Source organism: Microbacterium sp. NPDC055988, assembly GCF_042269505.1.
Taxonomy (GTDB): domain Bacteria; phylum Actinomycetota; class Actinomycetes; order Actinomycetales; family Microbacteriaceae; genus Microbacterium.
On sequence record NZ_JBHJXY010000001.1, the window covers coordinates 2,312,572 to 2,333,554 of the forward strand.

The 20,983-nt window shown below is 70.4% G+C and carries 18 protein-coding genes; 16 read left to right on the forward strand and 2 right to left on the reverse strand.

All coding sequences use genetic code 11. From position 1 onward, the window contains the following. The first annotated feature begins 38 nt into the window (after positions 1-38). The 4 genes from ACFC14_RS11075 (at position 39) to ACFC14_RS11090 (ending at position 3,963) form a co-directional block, all read left to right on the forward strand. Positions 39-569 (forward strand): hypothetical protein, encoded by a 531-nt coding sequence (locus ACFC14_RS11075; protein ID WP_376104198.1) that lies wholly within the window; start codon positions 39-41, stop codon positions 567-569. Between the two features lie 43 nt (positions 570-612). Further along, complete coding sequence (locus ACFC14_RS11080; protein WP_376104201.1) at positions 613-1,278, forward strand: SDR family oxidoreductase; 666 nt, start codon at positions 613-615, stop codon at positions 1,276-1,278. Between the two features lie 148 nt (positions 1,279-1,426). Beyond that, positions 1,427-2,875, forward strand: coding sequence for a glyceraldehyde-3-phosphate dehydrogenase (locus tag ACFC14_RS11085; protein WP_376104203.1), 1,449 nt, complete (start codon positions 1,427-1,429; stop codon positions 2,873-2,875). Between the two features lie 41 nt (positions 2,876-2,916). Then, the gene (locus ACFC14_RS11090; protein ID WP_376104206.1) at positions 2,917-3,963 is read left to right on the forward strand and encodes a winged helix DNA-binding domain-containing protein; all 1,047 of its coding nucleotides are present in this window, start codon (positions 2,917-2,919) and stop codon (positions 3,961-3,963) included. Positions 3,964-3,996: 33 nt separating this feature from the next. On the opposite strand, the gene hisC is transcribed toward ACFC14_RS11090, so the two are convergent. Next, on the reverse strand, positions 3,997-5,106 hold the full coding sequence (gene hisC, locus ACFC14_RS11095) for a histidinol-phosphate transaminase (RefSeq protein ID WP_376104208.1): 1,110 nt from the start codon (positions 5,104-5,106) through the stop codon (positions 3,997-3,999). A 148-nt stretch (positions 5,107-5,254) separates the two neighbouring features. Between hisC and ACFC14_RS11100 the strand changes: the two genes are divergently transcribed. Genes ACFC14_RS11100 through ACFC14_RS11120 form a run of 5 tightly spaced genes read left to right on the forward strand, consistent with a single transcriptional unit; the run spans position 5,255 to position 10,336 of the window. Further along, positions 5,255-6,223, forward strand: a complete 969-nt coding sequence (locus ACFC14_RS11100) for a PDR/VanB family oxidoreductase (RefSeq protein ID WP_376104211.1) — start codon at positions 5,255-5,257, stop codon at positions 6,221-6,223. 22 nt (positions 6,224-6,245) lie between these two features. Continuing rightward, positions 6,246-7,448, forward strand: a complete 1,203-nt coding sequence (locus ACFC14_RS11105; RefSeq protein WP_376104213.1) for a Rieske 2Fe-2S domain-containing protein — start codon at positions 6,246-6,248, stop codon at positions 7,446-7,448. A gap of 1 nt (position 7,449) precedes the next feature. Further along, positions 7,450-7,980, forward strand: a complete 531-nt coding sequence (locus ACFC14_RS11110) for a hypothetical protein (protein WP_376104216.1) — start codon at positions 7,450-7,452, stop codon at positions 7,978-7,980. Next, positions 7,977-9,158, forward strand: a complete 1,182-nt coding sequence (locus ACFC14_RS11115) for an amidohydrolase (RefSeq protein ID WP_376104219.1) — start codon at positions 7,977-7,979, stop codon at positions 9,156-9,158. The genes ACFC14_RS11110 and ACFC14_RS11115 overlap by 4 nt, the downstream gene beginning before the upstream one ends. Continuing rightward, positions 9,155-10,336, forward strand: a complete 1,182-nt coding sequence (locus tag ACFC14_RS11120; RefSeq protein WP_376104222.1) for a M20 family metallopeptidase — start codon at positions 9,155-9,157, stop codon at positions 10,334-10,336. Before ACFC14_RS11115 ends, ACFC14_RS11120 begins: the two co-directional genes overlap by 4 nt. Positions 10,337-10,372: 36 nt before the next feature. Here ACFC14_RS11120 and ACFC14_RS11125 read toward each other — a convergent pair whose 3' ends face one another. Then, positions 10,373-11,101 carry a FadR/GntR family transcriptional regulator gene (locus tag ACFC14_RS11125; RefSeq protein WP_376104225.1) on the reverse strand — a complete coding sequence of 243 codons (729 nt, stop codon included), beginning with the start codon at positions 11,099-11,101 and terminating at the stop codon, positions 10,373-10,375. Positions 11,102-11,257: 156 nt separating this feature from the next. Here ACFC14_RS11125 and ACFC14_RS11130 point away from each other — a divergent pair, with 156 nt between their 5' ends. The 7 genes from ACFC14_RS11130 to ACFC14_RS11160 all read left to right on the forward strand — a co-directional run bounded on the left by ACFC14_RS11130 (position 11,258) and on the right by ACFC14_RS11160 (position 20,977). Then, a complete protein-coding gene (locus ACFC14_RS11130; RefSeq protein WP_376104228.1) occupies positions 11,258-12,925 on the forward strand; it encodes a thiamine pyrophosphate-dependent enzyme in 1,668 nt (555 codons plus the stop codon). Position 12,926: 1 nt separating this feature from the next. Then, on the forward strand, positions 12,927-14,366 hold the full coding sequence (locus ACFC14_RS11135) for an aldehyde dehydrogenase family protein (protein WP_376104231.1): 1,440 nt from the start codon (positions 12,927-12,929) through the stop codon (positions 14,364-14,366). Between the two features lie 102 nt (positions 14,367-14,468). Then, positions 14,469-16,043 (forward strand): ABC transporter substrate-binding protein, encoded by a 1,575-nt coding sequence (locus tag ACFC14_RS11140; RefSeq protein ID WP_376104233.1) that lies wholly within the window; start codon positions 14,469-14,471, stop codon positions 16,041-16,043. A gap of 4 nt (positions 16,044-16,047) precedes the next feature. Continuing rightward, complete coding sequence (locus ACFC14_RS11145; protein WP_376104236.1) at positions 16,048-17,070, forward strand: ABC transporter permease; 1,023 nt, start codon at positions 16,048-16,050, stop codon at positions 17,068-17,070. After that, positions 17,067-18,992 (forward strand): dipeptide/oligopeptide/nickel ABC transporter permease/ATP-binding protein, encoded by a 1,926-nt coding sequence (locus ACFC14_RS11150; RefSeq protein WP_376104239.1) that lies wholly within the window; start codon positions 17,067-17,069, stop codon positions 18,990-18,992. Before ACFC14_RS11145 ends, ACFC14_RS11150 begins: the two co-directional genes overlap by 4 nt. Beyond that, entirely contained in the window at positions 18,989-19,792 is an 804-nt protein-coding gene (locus tag ACFC14_RS11155; RefSeq protein WP_376104241.1) for an ABC transporter ATP-binding protein, read from the forward strand. Before ACFC14_RS11150 ends, ACFC14_RS11155 begins: the two co-directional genes overlap by 4 nt. Beyond that, positions 19,793-20,977 (forward strand): M20 family metallopeptidase, encoded by a 1,185-nt coding sequence (locus tag ACFC14_RS11160; protein WP_376104244.1) that lies wholly within the window; start codon positions 19,793-19,795, stop codon positions 20,975-20,977. Positions 20,978-20,983: the final 6 nt, after the last annotated feature.

Below are 20,983 nucleotides of genomic sequence, written 5' to 3' on the forward strand. Positions count from 1 at the left end.
GACGACCCGTGCGGTCCGCCGCTCAATAGGATGCGGTTGTGGATGATCTCGTGCCGGCCGCGCCCTGGCTGCTGGCGGTCGCGGCAGTCGTCGCTGCGGCGGCGTCCGTCGCGGCGGGGCGAGCGGTTCCGTGGCAGGGCCGACAGGTGGTCCTGGTGATGGCTGCGGCGATGCTGGTGACGGCGATCACCGACGGCGCACCGATGGGGGGACTCGTGCTCGGCGCGGTCCTGATGCTCTCGGCGATGCTGGGCACGGTCGGCGTCCGCGGGACCCGGGATGCTGCCGAGTGCTTCCGACGAGCGCTCGTCGCGCTGCTCCTCGCCGTCTGCTCCTTCGAGAGCGTGGCGACGGGGACGGCGCCCGACCCGGGTCCGCACGGGGGGCACGGCGGACTCTCGGGATTGTTGGCGGTGCTGGTGGTCGCCGGGGTGATCGGCGTCGTGTTGTGGAACGTCATCGAATCCTGGATCGTCGAACCCGTGCATCACGGTCGCGTCGCGCGGTTCGTGACGATCGAGTCGTGGGCGCTCGCGGCCGGTGCCGTCGTGATGTGCCTCGGCACCTGAGCGCGGCGCCGGGGTCGTAGCTCCGGTCGGGTAGCGTGGCCGGATGCCCCTCGCTCTGATCACCGGCGCCGCCCGCGCGAACAGCATCGCCGCCGGCATCGTTCCCCGCTTGCGCGCAGCCGGCTGGACCGTCGTGACGAGCGACCTCCGCGACGCCGACCATCCCGCCGACCTGTCCACCCCGGAAGGGCCGGAAGCCCTGGTCGCCGAGGTCGTGGCCGCGCACGGCCCGATCTCCGCGCTCATCCTCAGCCATGCGCACGACGTGCAATCCGGCATCCTCGACACCACGGCCGAGAGCTTCGACCTGCACGTCGCCGTGAACGCACGGGCCAGCCTGCTGCTGATCGCGGCCTTCGCACGGCAGGTGGGCGACGACGGGGGAGTGATCCTGGCGCTCACCAGCGATCACGTGACGGGAAACCTCCCGTACGGCGCATCCAAGGGTGCTCTCGACCGGTTGGTCATCTCCGCGGCCCGGGAGCTGGGTCCGCGGGGTATCTCGGCGAACGTGCTGAACCCCGGCCCCATCGACACCGGGTGGATGGACGACGAGACGCGCACGGGGCTCACCGGCATGACGCCGCTCGGACGACTCGGCCGCCCCGCGGATGTGGCCGCCGTCGTGGAGTTCCTCGTGTCGGACGAGGGGCGCTGGGTCTCGGGACAGCTGCTGAAGTCGGACGGGGCGTTCTCGGCGCAGTACTGACCGAGCGCGCTCGGCACGCCTCCCGTCCGTGCACACGACCGATTCGGCTCGTCATCTCACGGCTTGTACGCTGGTGGCATCCCCCGATCCACCCGGCACATTCGCGCGCCGGCGATCTCGGCGCGCGCTCACACATGCAAGGATGCAGATGAACGATTCCGCGGCACACCGCGACGACTGGGCTGAGAGCGAAGAGCTGGCGGAGCGGATGATCCCGCTCATCGGGGCGCTTCGACGCGAACACGATGTGGTCACCTCGCTGCACGGGCACCGATTGCTCGGACTCTCGGCGACGGGACTGGTCGAGGTACACGAGCGCGTCGCCCAGCTCGGACACGAGCGGCTCCCCATCGAAGACACCCTCGCCGTGCTGGAGGCGATCCACGCACTCGCTCCCGGTGCCTCTTCCCTCGACGTCGCGCGGCTCGTCGCCGGCCACGCCGAGAGCGGCCGGTCGCTGGAGGCCTACCTCGCCGAGGAGCTCGCGCCCGCCATGGGAGCCGTCGCCGCCGAGCCCACCGACGTGGTGCTGTACGGCTTCGGACGCATCGGGCGCCTCCTCGCCCGCATCCTCATCGCCCACACCGGCGGCGGCAGCGGATTGCGGCTGCGCGCCATCGTGGCCCGCCGCGGTGCGGAGAACGACCTTGCGAAGCGCGCCTCGCTGCTGCTGCGCGATTCGGTGCACGGTCGCTTCGCCGGCTCCGTCACCGTCGACGAGGAGGCCGAGCAGATCATCGCGAACGGCACCCGCATCCAGGTGATCTACTCCGACGACCCGGCATCCATCGACTACACCGCCCACGGCATCCACGACGCGATAGTGGTCGACAACACCGGACGCTGGCGCGACGAAGAGGGCCTCTCCCAGCACCTGCGCTCGAACGGCGTCGCCCGCGTTCTGCTCACCGCGCCGGGCAAGAGCCCGCTCAAGAACATCGTGCACGGCATCAACGACGAGACGATCGCCGACTCCGACCGCATCCTGTCCGCGGCCTCCTGCACGACGAACGCCATCACCCCGGTGCTCGCCGCGATCGACGAGGCGTACGGCGTCGTCAAGGGGCACGTCGAGACGGTGCACTCGTTCACGAACGACCAGAACCTGATCGACAACTTCCACAAGGGTGACCGTCGCGGGCGCTCGGCGGTGCTCAACATGGTCATCACCGAGACCGGAGCCGCGAAGGCCGTCGCCAAGGCGCTGCCGCAGCTGGAGGGCAAGCTCACCGGCAGCTCGATCCGTGTGCCCACCCCCGATGTGTCGCTCGCGGTGCTGCACCTGACCATCGAGCGCCCCGCCACCAAGGAGCAGGTCAACGACTACCTGCGCCGCGTCTCGCTGCACTCGAAGCTGCGCCAGCAGATCGACTACGTCGAGAGCCCCGATGTCGTCTCCACCGACTTCGTCGGCTCGCACCGCGCCGGCATCGTCGACGGCCTCGCCACGATCGCCGACGACGACACCCTGATCCTCTACGTCTGGTACGACAACGAGTTCGGATACTCGTGCCAGGTGATCCGCGTGCTCGAGGTCATGGCGGGCTCGCACCCGATCGTGCTCCCCGAGCGCCGTGAGGTGACGCTGCAGGGCTGAGGCTCCTGCGCCGCGTCGGTGGCGCCCGGCATGATGGGGGCATGAAGACCGCGGCCCTGCTCGCCGAGCGCCTCCGATCGCATCGTCTCAGCGCGCCGGCGCGCACGGTGACGGATGCTGCGCACCACATGCTCGCAGTACAGAGTCAAGACTTCACCGCAGGCCGATGGGCGCTCGCCGCGCGCGCCCGTGGGCCGGTGCGACTCCGCGATGTCGATCGTGCCTTCGACCGCGGCGACCTCGTGCGCGCGTGGACCATGCGCGGCACGCTGCACATCGTTCCGGCACGTGACCTGGGCTGGATGCTCGATGTCACCGCTGCCCGGCAGCGGCAGCAGGCGGCCTCCCGTCACCGCCAGCTGGGCATCGATGACGACATGGTCGCGACGGCGGTGCGAGCGCTGATGCCGCAGCTGCGCGACGGCGGACGCACACGCGCCGAGGTGTTCGAGATCCTCGAGGGCGTCGGCATCGATCCCACGGGGCAGCGCGGCATCCACCTGCTCTTCACCCTCACGATCGACGGCCTCATCTGTCAGGGGCCCGTCGCGACGCGGTCGGGCATCACCAGGGACCAGCGGTTCGTGCTGGCCGAGGAGCACATCCGCGAGCACACGCGTCCGTCAGACCCGCTCGCCGAGCTGTTCGTGCGGTACATCGACGGACACGGACCGGCGGGTGTCACCGACTTCGCCTGGTGGTCGGGACTCACTCTCGGTCAGTCACGCGAGGCGGTCGAGCGCGCGGCGGGGCGGGTCGAGGAGGTGGACGAGGGGCTGTTCGTGTCGCTTCAGCGTCCGCGGCGCGCGTCGGGTGCGGCGACGGTCCACGCCCTCCCCGCGTTCGACGAGTACTACATTTCCTATGCCGACCGCACGACCGTCTGCGCGCCCGAGCACCTCGCCATCGTCGGCCCGGGCAAGAATGGGATGGTGCGGGCCACGATCGTCGAGCAGGGACGCGTCATCGGATGCTGGACGCACGCGAGCGCGACCCGCGAACTGCCCCCGGAGCTGTTCGTGCAACCCGCCGACCCGGCAGCCGTCGAGGCCGTGCTGGCGCGCTTCGCTCACTTCGCCGGCGACTGAGCGCGCCGCCGGCGAAGAAGGCGAAGAAGGTAGTCACCGCGAGGCGAGCACGGCCTCAGCAGGAGCGACGAGTGCGGCGATCCGGGGAGCCAGTGCGATGAGCCGCTCGTTGGCCTCGGACTCGGCGACGGTCGCCCGGAGCCCTTCGCCCGGGAACGGTCGCACGAGCAGGCCGTGACGTTCCAACAGCTCGGCGGCAGCGGAGGTGGCATCACCGAGGGGAAGCCAGACGAAGTTGCCCTTGCTCTCGGGCAGTGCCAGGCCGGCGGCGGTGAAGGCGGCGACGACGCGCTCCCGCTCGACGACGAGTTCGGCGACCCTGGCCGCGAGCTCGTCCTCGGCGGCGAGGGAGGCGATCGCGGCCGTCTGCGCCAGGTCGGTCACGCCGAACGGGATCGCGACCTTGCGCAGCGCGATGCCCAACTGCTCGGGGGCGATCGCATAACCGATGCGCATGCCGGCCAGGCCGTATGCCTTCGAGAAGGTGTGCGCGACGGCGACGTTCGGGTAGCGGCGGAAGTACTCGATGCCCACGGGGGAGTCGTCGCGGTCGTTGAACTGCACGTACGCCTCGTCGATCACGACCACGATGTGCGGGGGGACCTGTGCCAGGAAACGATCGAGCTCGGCGTCGCCGATGGTGGTGCCCGTCGGGTTGTTGGGGTTGCACACCAGGATCAGGCGCGTGCGGTCGGTGATGGCCGCCCGCATCGCGTCGAGGTCGTGACGGTGATCGTCGGTGAGGGGAACCATGACGGGCACGGCGCCGGCCGCGCGAGCGAGCATCGGGTACGCCTCGAACGACCGCCACGCGAACAGGATCTCGTCGCCCTCGCCGGCCGTCGCCCGCATCAGCTGGGAGACGACCTCGACCGATCCGCTGCCGAGCACGACGTTCACGGGCTCGACGCCGAACCGCTCGCACAGCACCGCGGTGAGGGCGGTCGCCGCGGTCTCGGGGTAGCGGTTGATGTGTGCGAGCCGGTCGGCGATGGCCGCGGTCACCGACGGGAGCGGGGGATAGGGGTTCTCGTTCGACGACACCTTGAACACCGGTGCGATGGTCTCCGCCTGCGGCGCGGCCTTCCCCGGCGTGTATCCGGGGATCGCGTTCAGGTCCTCCCGCAGTCTCAGCTCCGACATCCGTTCCGCCTCTCTCATGATCCGCTCGTGCGGCACCCGTCCGTCCGTTTGACAGTGCCGGGCAGGATCCATACTATCGCAATTGAATATATCGAATGTGGTCAATTCGGTCGATGGTGGCCGGAACGACGGAAGGAGCGGAGCGACGGTGCCCCAGTCTGCGGTGGATTCCCCGGAAGCGCCCCTCGCCCTGCGCGTGCGGGCGATGCGGTGGGAGGCGCGTGACGTGCTGTCCCTCGAGCTCGACGACCCGACGGGCGCGCCCCTGCCGGCGTGGGAGCCCGGCGCGCACATCGATCTCCGCTTCGCGAATGGAGTGGAGCGCCAGTACTCGCTGTGCTCCGACCCGGAAGACCGTTCGGCATGGCGGGTCGCGATCCTCGCCGAGAGCCCGAGCCGCGGTGGCTCCCGCTACGTGCACCAGAGTCTCCGCGTCGGCGAACTCGTGACCGTCTCCGCCCCCATCAACCACTTCGCGCTCACCCCGGCGACGGAGTACGTGTTCGTCGCGGGCGGCATCGGCATCACGCCGATCCTGCCGATGCTGGCCGAGGCCGTCCGACGCGGGATCTCCTGGCGTCTGGCGTACCTCGGGTCGACGGCGGAGCGGATGGCGTTCCTCGACCACGCGCCGCTCACGGGCGGCGAGACGCTCCTGGTGCGCGGCGACGCCGACGAGCGACTGGACCTCGCGGCGTGGATCGGCATCCCCGCCGCCGGGACCGCCGTGTACGCGTGCGGCCCGGAACGCATGCTCGATGCCCTCGAAGCACTCAGCCTCGACTGGCCGCACGACGCCCTGCACCTCGAGCGCTTCCAGCCGAAGACGTTCGGCGAATCGCAGGGCGCCGACACGTTCGAGGTCGTGGCGACCAGGTCGGACCTCGTCGTCACGGTCGACCGCGGCTGCAGCATCCTCGAGATGCTGGAGAACGCCGGGATCGGGGTGCCGAGTTCCTGCCTCGAGGGTGTCTGCGGCACCTGCGAGACCGCCGTGATCGACGGCGCCCCCGAGCACCGCGACTCGATCCTCACCCCCGACGAGCGCGAGAGCAACGAGACGATGATGATCTGCGTGTCCCGCTCTCTCGGCGAGCGTCTCGTCCTCGACATCTGACCCCCGCACGAACGGAGCGAACATGGACACCGGAACCGCATACGGCCTACGCCTCGGGCAGCCGCTCAACGAGCTCGCCCAGGTCGGCCCCGGCACCCCCTACGGCGAGGTTCTCCGCCGTTACTGGCACCCGGTCGCGAAGGTCGAGGATGCGACGACGCGCCCGATCTCGCTGCGGGTGCTGGGTGAGGAGCTCGTGCTCTTCCGCACCCGCAAGGGCAAGCCCGGTCTGCTGCACCCGCGCTGCATCCACCGTGGTGCCTCGCTGTTCTACGGCGGCGTCGAGGAGGAGGGGATCCGCTGCTGCTACCACGGCTGGGTGTTCGACACCGAGGGGCACTGCCTGGAGCAGCCCTGCGAGCCGGAGCTGGGTCTGCACCGTGACCGCGTGCGCCAGCCCTGGTATCCGGTCGAAGAGCAGTACGGCCTGATCTGGGCGTACCTCGGACCGCCCGAGAAGAAGCCCGTGCTGCCGCGCTACGACACCCTCGAGGAGCTCGCCGACGACGAGCAGCTGATCGTCAACGACCAGGGCGTGGGCGGCGGCGGACCCGCCCAGCTCGACTTCAACTGGCTGCAGCACTGGGAGAACGTGATGGACCCGTTCCACGTGCCGATCCTGCACGCGCGCTTCAGCGGCAACCAGTTCACGCCCGAGATGGCGCTGATCCCCGAGGTCAGCTACGAGTACACGCCGCTCGGCGTGCGCAGCATCCAGATGCGCGAACTCGGCGACGGACGTCAGCTGCGCCGCGTCACGGAGGTCATCTTCCCGAACCTCCGGGTGGTCGCGAGCCCCAAGCTCAGTTCGGGGCAGACGAACATGATCGGCTGGGTGGTGCCGATGGACGACACGAACTTCCGCATCTTCACCGTGGCGCGCGACGCCGACCCCGACTTCCTCGCGAAGCTCCGCTCCACGCACGAGGGAAAGCCGTGGAAGGAGCTCACCGACCTCGAGCACCAGCGCCTGCCCGGTGACTACGAGGCGCAGAAGTCGCAGGGTCCGATCTCGCTGCACTCCGAGGATCACCTCACGACCACCGATCAGGGCATCGCGATGATCCGGCGCATGATGGCCAAGCAGCACCGCGCCGTCGCGGGCGGGGGAGACCCGGTAGGAGTGTTCTTCGACGAGTCCGAGCGGCTGGTGCGCATCGAGGGCGGCAACTACTTCGAGGGCGCCGCCGACGCTCCGCTGCTCGCCGACGCGGTGGACGACTGACATGGCGAAGTACACGGCGCGACCGCCGCGCGGAGACCGCCCGGTCCTCGTGCTCGGCATCAGCGACGTGTTCGTGATCGAGGGCGAGCCCTCGGTGCCGGTGAGCATGCACCACCTCTCCGCCTGGGGCCGGTGGGTTCGCGACGTCGCCATCCCGGACTCGGCGGCCCGACGGCTGCACGAGCTGGCCGAGCACTTCGACATCGTCTGGGCATCGGAGTGGGGACACAACGCGCACACCGCGTTCCGCGAACCGCTCGAACTGCCAGAGGAGCCGTGGCCCTTCCTGCCCGTGCAGTTCGACAAGCTCGCGCACATCCGCCGCTATGCCGACGGTCTGCCGTGGGTCTGGGTCGACGATCCTCTCGTGGATCTCCGCGGGGAGCCGCCGGAGTGCGAGGACGGGATCGTCGTGCGGGTCGACCCCGCCGCTGGCATCCTCAGCCTCGACCTCGATGATCTGCTGGCACGGACGCGCGCGCTCGTCGAGCGACGCGCGGGAGGGAACGCGATGAGCGAGGAGCGGGAATGAGCGCAGACGTCGCGATCGTCGGTGGACACGTGGTCACCGGCCTCGGCGAGGAGTTCGACGGCGGCACGGTGCTCGTGTCGGACGGCCGCATCGAGGCCGTCGGCGTCGGAATCGCCGTGCCGGACGGTGCGCGGGTGATCGACGCCACCGGATGCTGGGTGCTTCCGGGACTCATCGACCCGCACAGCCACATCGGCGTGCACGAGGAGGCGAACGGCCCCGCGGGCTTCGACGGGAGTGAGGTCTCGTCGCCCGTCACCGCGGGGGTGCGGGCGATCGACGCGATCAACATCGAGGACATCGCGTTCCGCGACGCTCTGGCGGGAGGCATCACCGCGGTCGTCGTGAAGCCGGGATCGGGCAATCCGATCGGCGGACAGAGCGTGGCCATCAAGACCGCGGGCGGGCGCTCCGTCGACGAACAGGTCATCCGGGCGGCGCTCGGAATGAAGTCGGCGCTCGGCGAGAACCCGAAGCAGGCTTACGGAGAGCGCAAGCAGCTGCCGTCGACCCGTCTCGGCATCGCGCTCGTCATCCGGCAGGCGCTCCTGGATGCGCGCGACTACGCCGCGCGACGTGATCGCGCACGGGAGGAGGGCACGCCCTTCGCCGTCGATCTCGGGAAGCAGGCGCTCACAGAAGCGCTCGACGGTACCCTCACCTGGGAGCAGCACGCGCACCGGCACGACGACATCGCCACCGCGCTGCGCATCGCGGAGGAGTTCGGGCTGCGCCTCGTGCTCAACCACGGGACGGAGGCGCACAAGCTCGCCGACGTGCTCGCGGAGCGCGACATCCCCGTCATCTTCGGCCCCATCCTGTCGAGCCGATCGAAGGTTGAGGTGCGCGAGGCCGACCCGACGAACCTCGCGACCCTCGCTGCAGCGGGGGTCCGCGTCGCCCTGACCACCGATCACCCGGTGGTGCCGATCGGGCTCCTCGCTCTGCAGGCCGCGGTCGCCGTGCGCGCCGGCCTTCCCCGCGAGACCGCGATCGCCGCCATGACCTCGGCCGCGGCCGACATCGCCGGCATCGGCGACCGCGTCGGTGCGCTGGCACCGGGACGAGACGCGGATGTGGTTCTGTGGACCGGAGACCCGCTCGACGTCACCTCGACCGTGCGGGAGGTGCTCATCGACGGACGCACCGTCCACACCGCCATGAAGGAGACCTTGTGACCCTGCGCGAGGATGCCGCCCGCCTGTTGCCCGAGCTGGTCGAGCTGCGACGCCGTCTGCACCGGATCCCCGAGGTCGGCTTCGACCTGCCGCAGACGCAGGCCGTCGTGCTCGAAGAGCTCGCCGACCTCGGTCTCGAGATCACCACCGGCAGCGACTTGAGCTCGGTCACCGCGGTGCTCCGCGGTGCGGCGGACGGCCCGTCGGTGCTGCTGCGCGGCGACATGGACGCGCTGGCGATCGTCGAGGAGACCGGGCTCGAGTACGCGTCCGCGAACGGTGCCATGCACGCGTGCGGCCATGACCTCCATGTGGCCGGACTCGTCGGCGCCGCCCGGCTGCTCGCGGCGCGGCGGGAGAGGATCGCGGGGTCGGTCGTGTTCATGTTCCAGCCCGGCGAAGAGGCAGGCGGCGGCGCACCGCTGATGATCCGCGACGGTGTGCTCGACGCCGGGGGACGCCGGGTCGAGGCGGCCTACGGCATCCACGTCGGACCGGGGGAGCGCGGCACGTTCCAGCTCAAGCCGGGCACGATCATGGCCGGCGCGAACGTGCTGAACGTCACCGTGCACGGACGCGGCGGCCACGGCTCCCGTCCGCACCAGGCGGTCGATCCGGTCCCGGCGGTCGCCGAGATCGTGCTGGCGCTGCAGAGCTGGGTCACCCGACGCGTCGACGTGTTCGACCCCGTGGTGCTCTCGGTGACGAAGCTGTTCGCGAGCGAGGTCGTGAACGTGATCCCCGAGCAGGCCGGTCTCGCGGCGACGCTGCGCACGTTGTCCGAGGCCTCGATCGCGCAGGCTCAGGCGGAACTCCCGCCCCTTGTCGAGCGCATCGCGGCCGCGCACGGGTGCACGGCCGATGTCGAGGTGATCGTCGGCTATCCGGTGACCGTCAACACGGCTCCGGAGACCGCGGCGGCGACGGCGGTGCTGCGCGAGGAATTCGGCGACGACCGGGTCGAAGAGCTCGCCGTGCCCTGGATGGCATCGGAGGACTTCTCGTTCGTGCTCCGCGAGGTTCCCGGGGCGTTCCTGTTCCTGAGTGCCACGCCGCCGCATGTCGACCCCGACGACATCCCGATGAATCACTCCCCGCACGCGGTGTTCGACGATGCGGTGCTCGGCGATCAGGCCGCGGCGCTGGCCGCGCTCGCTCTCCGGCACGTGGCCCGCTAGGCGCGCCGGCGCGGACCGGCGCCGAGCCCGCGCTGTTCAGCGACCGAGCGTGCGGTGGTCCAGCACGGCCTTGCGACCGGCTTCGACGTCGCTGCTGCGGATCGCCTCGATGAGCGCCTCGTGGATGTGCAGGCGCTCGTCCGTGTCCTGGCGGAATCCGGGGACGGCCAGTGCATCCTCGTCGACCGCGCCGGCGGTCTCGCCCTCGATGTAGTCGACGAGGTTGAGGTAGAACGTCCGCAGCACCGCGTTCGGCGAGATCTCGGCGATGCGGCGATGCAGCCGCCAGTTGCCGTGCAGCCCTTCGATGGGGTCGTGCCAGTGCTCGGCGAGGTCGGACATGACCGCGTCGAGGTCGGCCATGTCCGCGTCGGTGCGGTTCAGGACCGCATCGTGCATGACCGCTTCGTCGAGGGCATCGAGCACCTTGATCACATCGTTGACCGGAGCGCCGGTCTGACGCAGGCGGAGCACGCTGTGGGCGAGTCGGATGAGGGGCGACTGGTCGGCGACGAAGATGCCGCCGCCGGGACCGGGTCGCAGGTCGACGGACCCGCGGGCCCGCAGCACGCGCAGCGCCTCGCCGAGCGTGGCCGGCGCGACACCGAACTGCTCGCACAGCTCCTGGCGCGTGCCGATGCGGTGGCCGGGGGCGAGGCCCTCGGACTTGATCATCGCTTCGACCTCGGTCACCACGCGGTCGGCGACGGACTGTGCGGGCGCGACGCGTTGGAAGGTGCGCGCGTCATCCTGGGTGCTGGCCACGGGAGTCCTTCGGTCGGGGCATGTTCTGGCGGATCTCTCACATCCTAGGGACGCCCTGCCGCCGGGGAGCGGCGGTTCCGGGCGATTCTCCTATTTGCAGTAATTGAATGTATCTAATACAGTCAATCACGCAAAGCTGCTCACGAGAGGAAACAGATGACCGACCACACCGGTGGCGATCTGCTCGCAGACTCCCTCATCAACCAGGGCGTCTCACGGATCTTCGGCATTCCGGGCGTCCAGCTCGATGCCGCCGCAGACGCCCTCCACGCCCGCACCGACCAGGTCGACTTCATCTGCGCCCGCAACGAGCAGGCCACGACCTACATGGCCGACGGGTATGCGCGCAGCACCGGAGACGTCGGCGTCGCCATGGTCGTTCCCGGCCCCGGAGTGCTCAACGCACTCTCCGGCGTGGCGACGGGCTACTCCGCGAACTCGCCGATGCTCCTCATCGCCGGGCAGATCGATTCGAAGGCCATCGGCCGCGGGCTCGGTGCCCTGCATGAGATCCCCGACCAGACGGGCATCCTCGAACGGCTCACCAAGTGGACCGGCATCGCCCGCTCCGCCGACGAGATCCCCGGACTCGTGCGCGAGGCCTTCGTGCAGCTGCGCAGCGGACGCCCGCGTCCCGTCGCGATCGAGGTGCCGCCGGACGTGCTCGCCGCCACCTCGCGCATGGCCGCGGCCGAGAGGGTCGCCGACGCTCCGCTCGTCCCCGACGAGCAGCAGATCCGCGACGCGGCCGCCCGACTCCTCGCAGCTAAGCGCCCGATGATCGTCGTCGGCGGCGGAGTACTCGCCTCGAACGCATCCGTCGCACTGCAGGCGCTCGCCGAGGCGCTGGAGATCCCCGTGCTGATGACTGAGAACGGCCGTGGAGCGCTCGACGCCCGGCACCGCCTCGCGTTCGACGCGCTCGCGCTCCGCGCCTTCCGGGAAGACGCCGACCTCGTGCTGGCGGTCGGAACCCGCTTCGTCTCCACTTTCGGCACCCAGGTCGACACCCACGGCGCACCGGTGATCCTCGTGAACGCCGAAGAGGCGGACCTCGCCGGCCCGCGCGCCGCCGTGCAGACACTCCACGCCGACGCCCGGCTGGCGCTCGCCGCGCTCGCTGCCGAGGTGGGGTCCCCGCAGCGGGATTCCCGTGAGAGCGAGTTCGTGCGCGTCCGCTCCTGGCTCGCCGAGCAGTTCGACGACATCGCCCCGCAGCGCGAGTACCTCGCGGCGATCCGCGGCGCGCTGCCCGACGACGGCGTCTTCGTGAGCGAGTTCACCCAGGTCGGCTACGCGGCCAGCGCTTGCTACCCGGCCTACCAGCCGCGCACCTACATCGGCCCCGGCTACCAGGGCACGCTGGGCTACGGCTTCGCGACGGCCCTGGGCGTCAAAGCCGCAGATCCGACCCGCTCGGTGGTCTCGGTGAACGGCGACGGCGGATTCTCCTGGACGCTGCAGGAGCTGTCGACGGCGAAGCGCTACGGCCTGGGGCTGGTGACCATCGTCTTCCACGACGGGTTCTACGGCAACGTGCGCCGCATCCAGAAGAACCGCTACGGCGCCCGCTACTTCGCCAGCGACCTGACGAACCCCGACTACGGCAAGCTCGCCGACGCCTACGGCATCCGCTCCGCGCGGGCGTACACGCCGCAGGAGCTGGCGGGGGTGCTCGCCGATGCGGTTCCCGCGAACGAGCCGATCCTCATCGATGTGCCGGTGGGGGAGTTCCCCTCGCCGTGGCATCTCATCCATGAGGGCGTGCCGCGCCCTGTGCCGCTCGCCCCCGACGCGCACCTCGTACAGCGGGCAGGGGTCTGACATGATCATCGGGCACGACATCGCAGGCATCAGGGAAGATGTCGATGGCCTCAGGGCGATCGATGTCGTCAGCCCGGCCGACGGCACCGTGATCGGCGCCGTCGTCGCAGGCGGCCCCGCAGACGTAGATCGTGCGGTGGCTGCGGCCGCGGACGCGTTCGGCGGCTGGTCCACGACGCCGATGGCGCAGCGGATCGCTCACGTAGAGGCGCTCGCCGAGGGGTTGGCGCGCCACCGTGAGCTTCTCGCCGCGACCCTCAGCGCCGAGATGGGCTCGCCGATCGCGTTCGCGCGTTCCGCGCAGGTGGGGGTGGCGATCGCCGACCTGCACATGCTCGTCGACGCCGCCCGCGCGCACGTCGAGCGCGAGGCGGTGTCGAACTCCCTCGTCGTCTCGGAGCCGGTCGGGGTCGTCGCCGCGATCACCCCGTGGAACTTCCCGCTGCATCAGATCGTGCTCAAGGTCGGCGCCGCGCTTCTCGCCGGCTGCACGGTCGTGCTCAAGCCGAGCGAAGTCGCCCCTCTCAACGCCGCGATCATCGGCGACATCCTCCGCGAGATCGGATTGCCGGCCGGTGTCGTGAACATCGTCCACGGCGATGGCGCAGGAGTCGGCTCGCCGCTCGTCGCCCACCCCGGCGTCGACATGGTCACCTTCACCGGCTCGCGCCAGGTGGGGGAGCACGTGGCCCGTGCCGCTGCGGCGACCATCAAGAAGGTCGCCCTCGAACTGGGTGGCAAGTCCGCGGCGATCGTGCTCGACGACGCGCCGCTCGAGGACTCGGTGCGGGGCGTGCTCGCCTCGTGCTTCGCGAACGCGGGCCAGACCTGCGCGGCACAGACCCGGGTCCTGGTGCCCGAGAACATGCTCGACGCCTGGCAGGACGCCGCGCTCGAGGTGGCCGCGGGCTGGGCCCCCGGCGATCCGCGCGAGGAGGGGACGGCGACCGGCCCGCTCGCCTCCGCTCTGCAGCGCGACCGAGTCCTGGCGCACATCGCCACGGCGATCGACGAGGGGGCGCGGGTGCTGACCGGTGGTCTCGATATCGTCGAACCGACGGCCGGCGGCGCCTACGTGCAGCCCACGATCTTCACCGACGTGACACCGGACATGCGGATCTTCCACGAGGAGGTCTTCGGTCCGGTGCTCACGATCACCCCCTACGGCACGGTCGATGAGGCTGTCGACCTGGCCAACGACAGCGTCTACGGACTGTCGGGCGGCGTGTGGTCGAGCGACCCTCGACGCGCCCTCGACATCGCTCTGCGCATGCGCACGGGGACCGTCGGCATCAACGGCGCAGGCCTCGATGTCGGCGCACCCTTCGGCGGGTACAAGCAGTCGGGTGTCGGTCGGGAGTGCGGTGTCCACGGGTTCGAGGAGTTCCTCGAGCTCAAGTCGGTGATGGGCGCCGCTGCCCTCATCGACGACCGCTCGTGACGTTACATACCCGAAACACCGGCGACACGAGCCAATAAAGAGTAATTCATAACATTCAATTGGGTTGACCCGCACCGTGCGGAACCCGTGAGAGAGGACACCATGAGACGCAGCATTGTCGCCGCGGCCGCCGTCGGCGTGACGGCCCTCGCCCTGTCCGGCTGCGCCGGTACGGCGGAGCCCGGGGGAGGAGAGGCGCAGACGATCAAGATCGCCGTGCAGTCGGACCCCGGTACGCTCAACCCGATCACGAACGCGACGAACGCGAGTGAGTCCGTATCCACGTTCGGGTACGAGTCGCTGCTCTTCTACCCGACCGGGGAGGAGCCCCGCGGGCTGCTCGCCGATTCGTGGGAGTCGACCACGACCGGCGTGGAGTTCACGCTCAAGGACGGCATCCTCTGCGCCGACGGCACGCCGTTGACCGCGACGGACGTCAAGTCCACGTTCGAGTACGCCGCCGCAGACGAGACGGGCTCGCCCTACAAGGGCGTGTACTTCCCCGCCGAGGGCCTCACGATCGAGGCGGACGATGACGCCCGCACGGTCACCTTCACCAGCGCGAACGCCCAGAGCTTCCTCGCCGAGACGATCGGCGCCCTGCCGATCGTGTGCGCGTCCGGTCTCGCCGACCCGACCATCCTCGACACCGAGTTCCACGGCACCGGCGCGTACGCGTTGAAGGCGTCGTCCCCGGGGCAGTCGTACACGTTCACGCTGCGTGACGACTACACCTGGGGTCCCGACGACACGACCAGCGAGACGGCGGGGCTGCCCGGCACGGTGGAGATCTCGATCATCGAGAGCGACTCGACCGCCGCCAACATGCTCCAGACCGGCGAGGCCAACGTCGCAGAGGTCGGCGGCAGCGAGCGCGACCGGCTCGACAACACCGAGTTCGCGAAAGAGCTCGAAGTGCCGCTGCGTCCGGGGCTGATCTTCTTCAACCAGGCGGAGGGCCGGGTCGGCCACGATCTCGCCGTCCGTGAAGCTCTCGCCCAGGCGGTCGACCGCGAAGCAGTCGGCCCCGTCGCCTCCGCCGGTCGCGGCGAGCAGATCACGACACTCGTGTCCGAGTTCGGCGCCGCGTGCACCGCGATGGACAGCTCCTCGGCCATCCCCGACTACGACGTGGATGCGGCGGCGGCCGCACTCGACGCCGCGGGCTGGGTCGAGGGCGCCGACGGCATCCGTGCGAAGGACGGTAAGCCGCTTTCCATCCTCATGCTCTACCCGGCATCCGAGAGTCAGGGCGTGACCGCGGCGATCGAGCTGCTGCAGACGGAGTTCCAGAAGATCGGTGTGGATGCCGTGCCCACCCCGTCCGCGTCGTACACGGATGTCATCTTCTCCGGTGGCGACTGGGACATCGTGTGGGCGCCGATCTTCACGAGCCTGCCGAGCGACTGGGCCGGCATCCTGGGCGGCGAGTTCCCGCCGAACGGCGGCAACTGGACCTACAACAGCAACCAGGAGTACTTCGACCTGGTGGGCGAGGCGCAGGCGCTGGCCGGATCCGACTCGTGTGACGCCTGGCAGGCTGCGCAGGACTCCCTGTTCCGCAACCTCGAGGTACTGCCCGTCTACTCGTCGACGTCGACGTTCTACGGCGTCGGCGTGGAGTTCGGCATGTCGAAGAGCATCCTCGCTCCGACCACGATCCGCGTGACAGAGTGACAGGATGACGTCGCAGATCGTGACGCGGCCGAAGACCGTCGTGGTGGCCACCCCTCGGGGTGGTCGCCGCGGCGGCGGCCGCTGGGTCCCCTTCCTCCTCCGGCGCATCGGCCGGATGCTCATCGCGATGTTCGTGATCGTGACGGCGGCGTTCGTCGTCCTCCGCGCCGCCGGAGGAGACCCGGTCCGCGCGGCTCTCGGGCCGACCGCACCCGCCTCCGTCGTGGCGGAGCGCCGGGCGCAGCTCGGTCTCGATGAGCCGCTCGTGGTGCAGTTCTGGAACTACCTGACCGGCATCGTGTTCCACGGCGATCTCGGCGTCTCCCTGATCACCGGGCGATCGGTGAACGAGCTGGTGGAGTACCGGCTCCCCGCCACCGTGCAACTCGCCGGCATCGCGTTCGTCGTGATCCTCCTCATCGCGATCCCGCTGGGGCTCGCGATCGCGATCCTCACCGCCGGCAACCGCCGTCGCCCCGTCGAGGTCGCCTTCACCTCGGTGACGGGCTTCTTCGCCGCCGTGCCGGAGTACCTGATCGGCGTCGTGCTGCTGACACTGTTCGCCATCACCATCCCGCTCCTCCCGGTCGCGGGCATCAGCGGACCGCAGTCGTACATCCTCCCCGTTCTCGCGCTCGCACTCGGCGCTTCCGCGTCGCTGTCGCGCATCGCCCGAGTCGAAGCCCTCAACGTGCTCGGCGACGACTACATCCGCACCGCGCGCTCCAAGCGGCTCCCGGCCGCCATGGTGTACTTCCGGCACGCGCTGCCGAACATGCTCACCGCCACCCTGACCCTCGGCGGCGCCCTGCTCGCGACGATGATCGCCGGCAGCGTCCTGGTCGAGCGGGTCTTCAACTGGCCGGGCATGGGAAGCGCGTTCGTGCAGGCGATCATCACCAAGGACTATGGCATCGTGCAGGGGCTCGCGATCGTCTACGCGGCGATCATCCTCGTCGTGAACCTGCTGGTGGACGTGGTGCTCGCCATCCTCGACCGTCGCACGACCATTCTGGAGACCGCATGACCTCCTCGCACCGGCGGCGTTCCTGGCTGCTGCAGTCGCCGATGGCGCTGATCTCGCTGACCTTCATCGCCCTCTTCGCCCTCCTCGCCGTGTTCGCCCCGATGCTGTGGGGCACCCAGGCCGAGACCCCGTCGCCGACCGACCTCCTGCAGCCGCCGAGCGCCGAGCACCCGTTGGGCACCGATGCTCTCGGGCGGGACCTGCTGCTGCGCACGCTCGTGGCCACGCGGCTCTCGCTCGTGATGGCGCTGACCGCGACCGCACTGGGTGCCGTGGCCGGGCTGATCCTGGGCGCGCTGCCGGTGGTCGCCGGTCCGCGCGTGCAGCGCATGTTCGGCTCGGTCATCAACACCTGGCTGGCCTTCCCGGTGCTGCTGGTGGCGATGCTCACCGTGATCCTGCTCGGCACCGGATCCACGACGGCCGTGATCGCGCTCGCGCTCACCATGACGCCGTCGTTCGCCCGGCTCGCGCAGACGCTCTCGTCACGCGTCGGCGGCTCGGAGTACCTGGCGGCCGCCCGCCTGCTCGGAGTGTCGAAGACGCGTCAGTTCACCCGCTACATCCTTCCCAACATCGCCGAGCCCGTGATCGTCAACGTCACGATCTCGATCGGCGGGGGCCTCCTCGCCCTGTCGAGCCTCAGCTTCCTCGGCGTCGGCGTACAGCCGCCCGAGTACGACTGGGGTCGCCTGCTCAGCGAAGGCTTCGAGCAGGTCTACAGCCAGCCGTCCGCGATCGTCGGCCCCGGCGTGATGGTCGTGCTCGCCGGCATCATGTTCGGAATGTTCGGCGAGGCCCTGGCCTCCCACATGCGCGGCCGGGGACGCACCCGCACGCTCAGCGCCCGCGAGCTCGGCGACCCGGCCCGCGTCTCCTCGACCGGCGCGGCCGAGGAGCGGACGGACGAGGTCGAACCGCTGCTCGACGTGGCCGGCCTCAGCGTCTCGTTCCCCGGCGAGCACGGCTGGGTGCGCCCCGTGCAGGACGTCTCGTTCCGCATCGCGCCCGGCGAGATCGTCGGCGTGGTCGGCGAGTCCGGCAGCGGCAAGAGCGTCACCATGATGGCGATCGCGCAGCTGGCCCCGACCGGTGCCGCCGTCAGCGCACAGCGTCTCACCTTCGCGGGCGAGGAGCTGTCCGGGCTGTCGAGCGAGCGCGCCGCGAAGAAGCTTGGCACCCGGGTCGGCGTCGTGTTCCAGGACTCGCTCACCGCGCTGAACCCGGCACTCCGCGTGGGCACGCAGCTCGCCGAGGTGCCCCGGGTGCACCAGAAGGCGACGCGACGGGAAGCGGATGCCGCGGCCGTCGACGCTCTGGCGGCCGTGTCGATCACGGATCCGGCGCGTCGGGCCAAGCAGTTCCCGCACGAGTTCTCCGGCGGCATGCGTCAGCGCGCGCTCATCGCGATGTCGCAGATCGGCAAGCCGCGGCTGATCATCGCCGATGAGCCCACCACGGCGCTCGACGTCACGGTGCAGCAGCGGGTGCTCGCCCTGCTCCGCCGCGAGTGCGAGGAGACCGGGGCCGCGGCGATCGTCGTCTCGCACGACATCGCGGTGCTGGCCGAGCTCTGCCAGCGCATCCTGGTGATGTACGGCGGCCGGATCGTGGAAGACGTCGACGTGCGCCACCTCGCAGAACCCGAGCGGCTGGCGCACCCCTACACCCGCGCGCTGGCGGAGTCGCTGCCCGATCTCGACACCGACCGCACCGCACCGCTCGCGACGATCCCCGGAGAGCCGCCGGACCTCGCACAGCCGGTGGTCGGCTGCGCGTTCGCGCCGCGCTGCGCGTTCGCCACCGAGCTCTGCCGCACCGAGACCCCTCAGCTCGTCGCGCACGGCTCCGGACGTGTGGCGTGCTGGCACCCGCAGGACGTCGGCGTGCACGAAGACGATTTCGCGAAGGCGGGTGCATGATGGCCGATCTCGTCATCGAGAACCTCGTGGTCACGTTCGGTCGCGGGCCCCATGCCGTGAACGCGGTGGACGACGTCTCGCTCACGGTGCCGCACGGCACGACGGTGGGACTGGTGGGCGAATCGGGGTCGGGCAAGTCCACCGTCGCGCGCACGGTCGCCGGGCTCCAGAAGCCGACCTCGGGCCGGATCCTGCTCGACGGCAAGGACCTCGCCGTCGGGCGCCGCGACCGCCGCGCCCACGCCCGAGATGTGCAGATGATCTTCCAGGACCCGTACTCGTCGCTGAACCCGCGCATGTCGGTGGGCGAGACCCTGGATGAGGCCCTGGCCACGCACGGCACCGGCAACGCCAAGGCTCGTGCCGCCGGCGTCAAGGAGCTGCTCGAACTCGTGCGCCTGAAGCCGGGGGTGTCCGAACTGCATCCCTCGAGCCTGTCCGGCGGCATGCGGCAGCGCGTCGCAATCGCCCGCTGCCTCGCGGTGAGGCCGCGGCTGATCATCGCCGATGAGATCACCTCCGCTCTCGACGCCTCGGTGCAGGGCGCCGTGCTGAACCTGATGCGCGATCTGCAGCAGGAGCTGGAGCTGTCGGTGCTGTTCATCACCCACAACCTCGCCGCGGTGCGCTACATCGCCGACACCACGGCCGTGATGCGCAGCGGCGAGATCGTGGAGCACGGCGACGCCGACGCCATCGTCACGAACCCGCAGCATCCGTACACCCAGGCGCTCGTGGCGGCCATCCCGCGCATCCAGAACGCCGGCACCGACAGTCTCCTCCACTCGATCGGATCCTGAATGACCCTGCTCGACGACGCCCAGGCCCTGCTGCCCGAGCTCGTGGCCCTGCGCCGCGCCATCCACGCCGACCCGGAGCTGGGTCTCGAGTTGCCGCGCACCCAGCGGCGCGTGCTCGAGGCGCTGGAGCCGCTCGGGCTCGACGTGGTGCTCGGTGCCGGACTGAGCTCGATCGCCGCCGTCGTCCGCGGTGCCCATCCCGGCCCCACGGTGCTGCTGCGCGCCGACATGGATGCGCTTCCCCTCACCGAAGACACGGGGCTCGACTACGCGGCGTCCGGCGAGCGGATGCACGCCTGCGGGCACGACCTGCACGTCGCCGGCCTCATCGGGGCCGCGCACCTGCTGGCCGGCCGCCGCGACGAGCTCCACGGCGACGTCCTGCTGATGTTCCAGCCGGGCGAGGAACTCGGCGACGGGGCGAAGCGGATGCTCGCCGACGGACTCCTCGAGACCACGGGCTCTCGACCGGTCGCCGCCTTCGGCATCCATGTCGTGCCGGGGGAGTACGGCGTGTTCTCGACCCGGCCCGGCGCGCTCATGGCCGGCGCGATCGAGGTCGAGATCACCATCACGGGCTCCGGCGGCCATGCCTCGGCCCCGCACCTGACGCGGGACCCCGTGCCGGTGGCCGCGGAGCTCGTGACCGCGCTGCAGACCTTCGTCACCCGACGCTTCGACGTGTTCGACCCGGTCGTCCTCAGCGTCACGCAGTTGCACGCCGGAGGCCCGGCCCGCAACATCATCTCCGACACCGCGACGCTCGTCGCCTCGGTGCGGGTGCTGTCGCACGAGTCGAGCGCACGCGTGCAGGAGGAGATCCCGGCCCTCGCCCGCGAGATCGCGGCCGCCCACGGCTGCACGGCCGAGGTCGACGTGACCGTGCTGTGCGCTCCCACCGTGAACGACGCGCGCGCTGTGGAGCGGGTGCGTGGCACCTTGCAGCGGCTCTTCGGCGAAGAGCGCGTGTGGGAGACCGCGCACCCCGTGATGGGGTCGGAGGACTTCTCCTTCGTGCTCGAGCAGGTGCCGGGGGCCTTCCTGTTCCTGCGGGCGACGCCGGCGGAGGTCGACCTCGAGTCGGCGGCACCGAACCACTCTCCGACGGTCGTGTTCGACGATGCCGTGCTCGCGGATCAGGCCGCCGCGCTGGCGGCGTTCGCGCTCGAGACGCTCACGGCCTGATCCGCG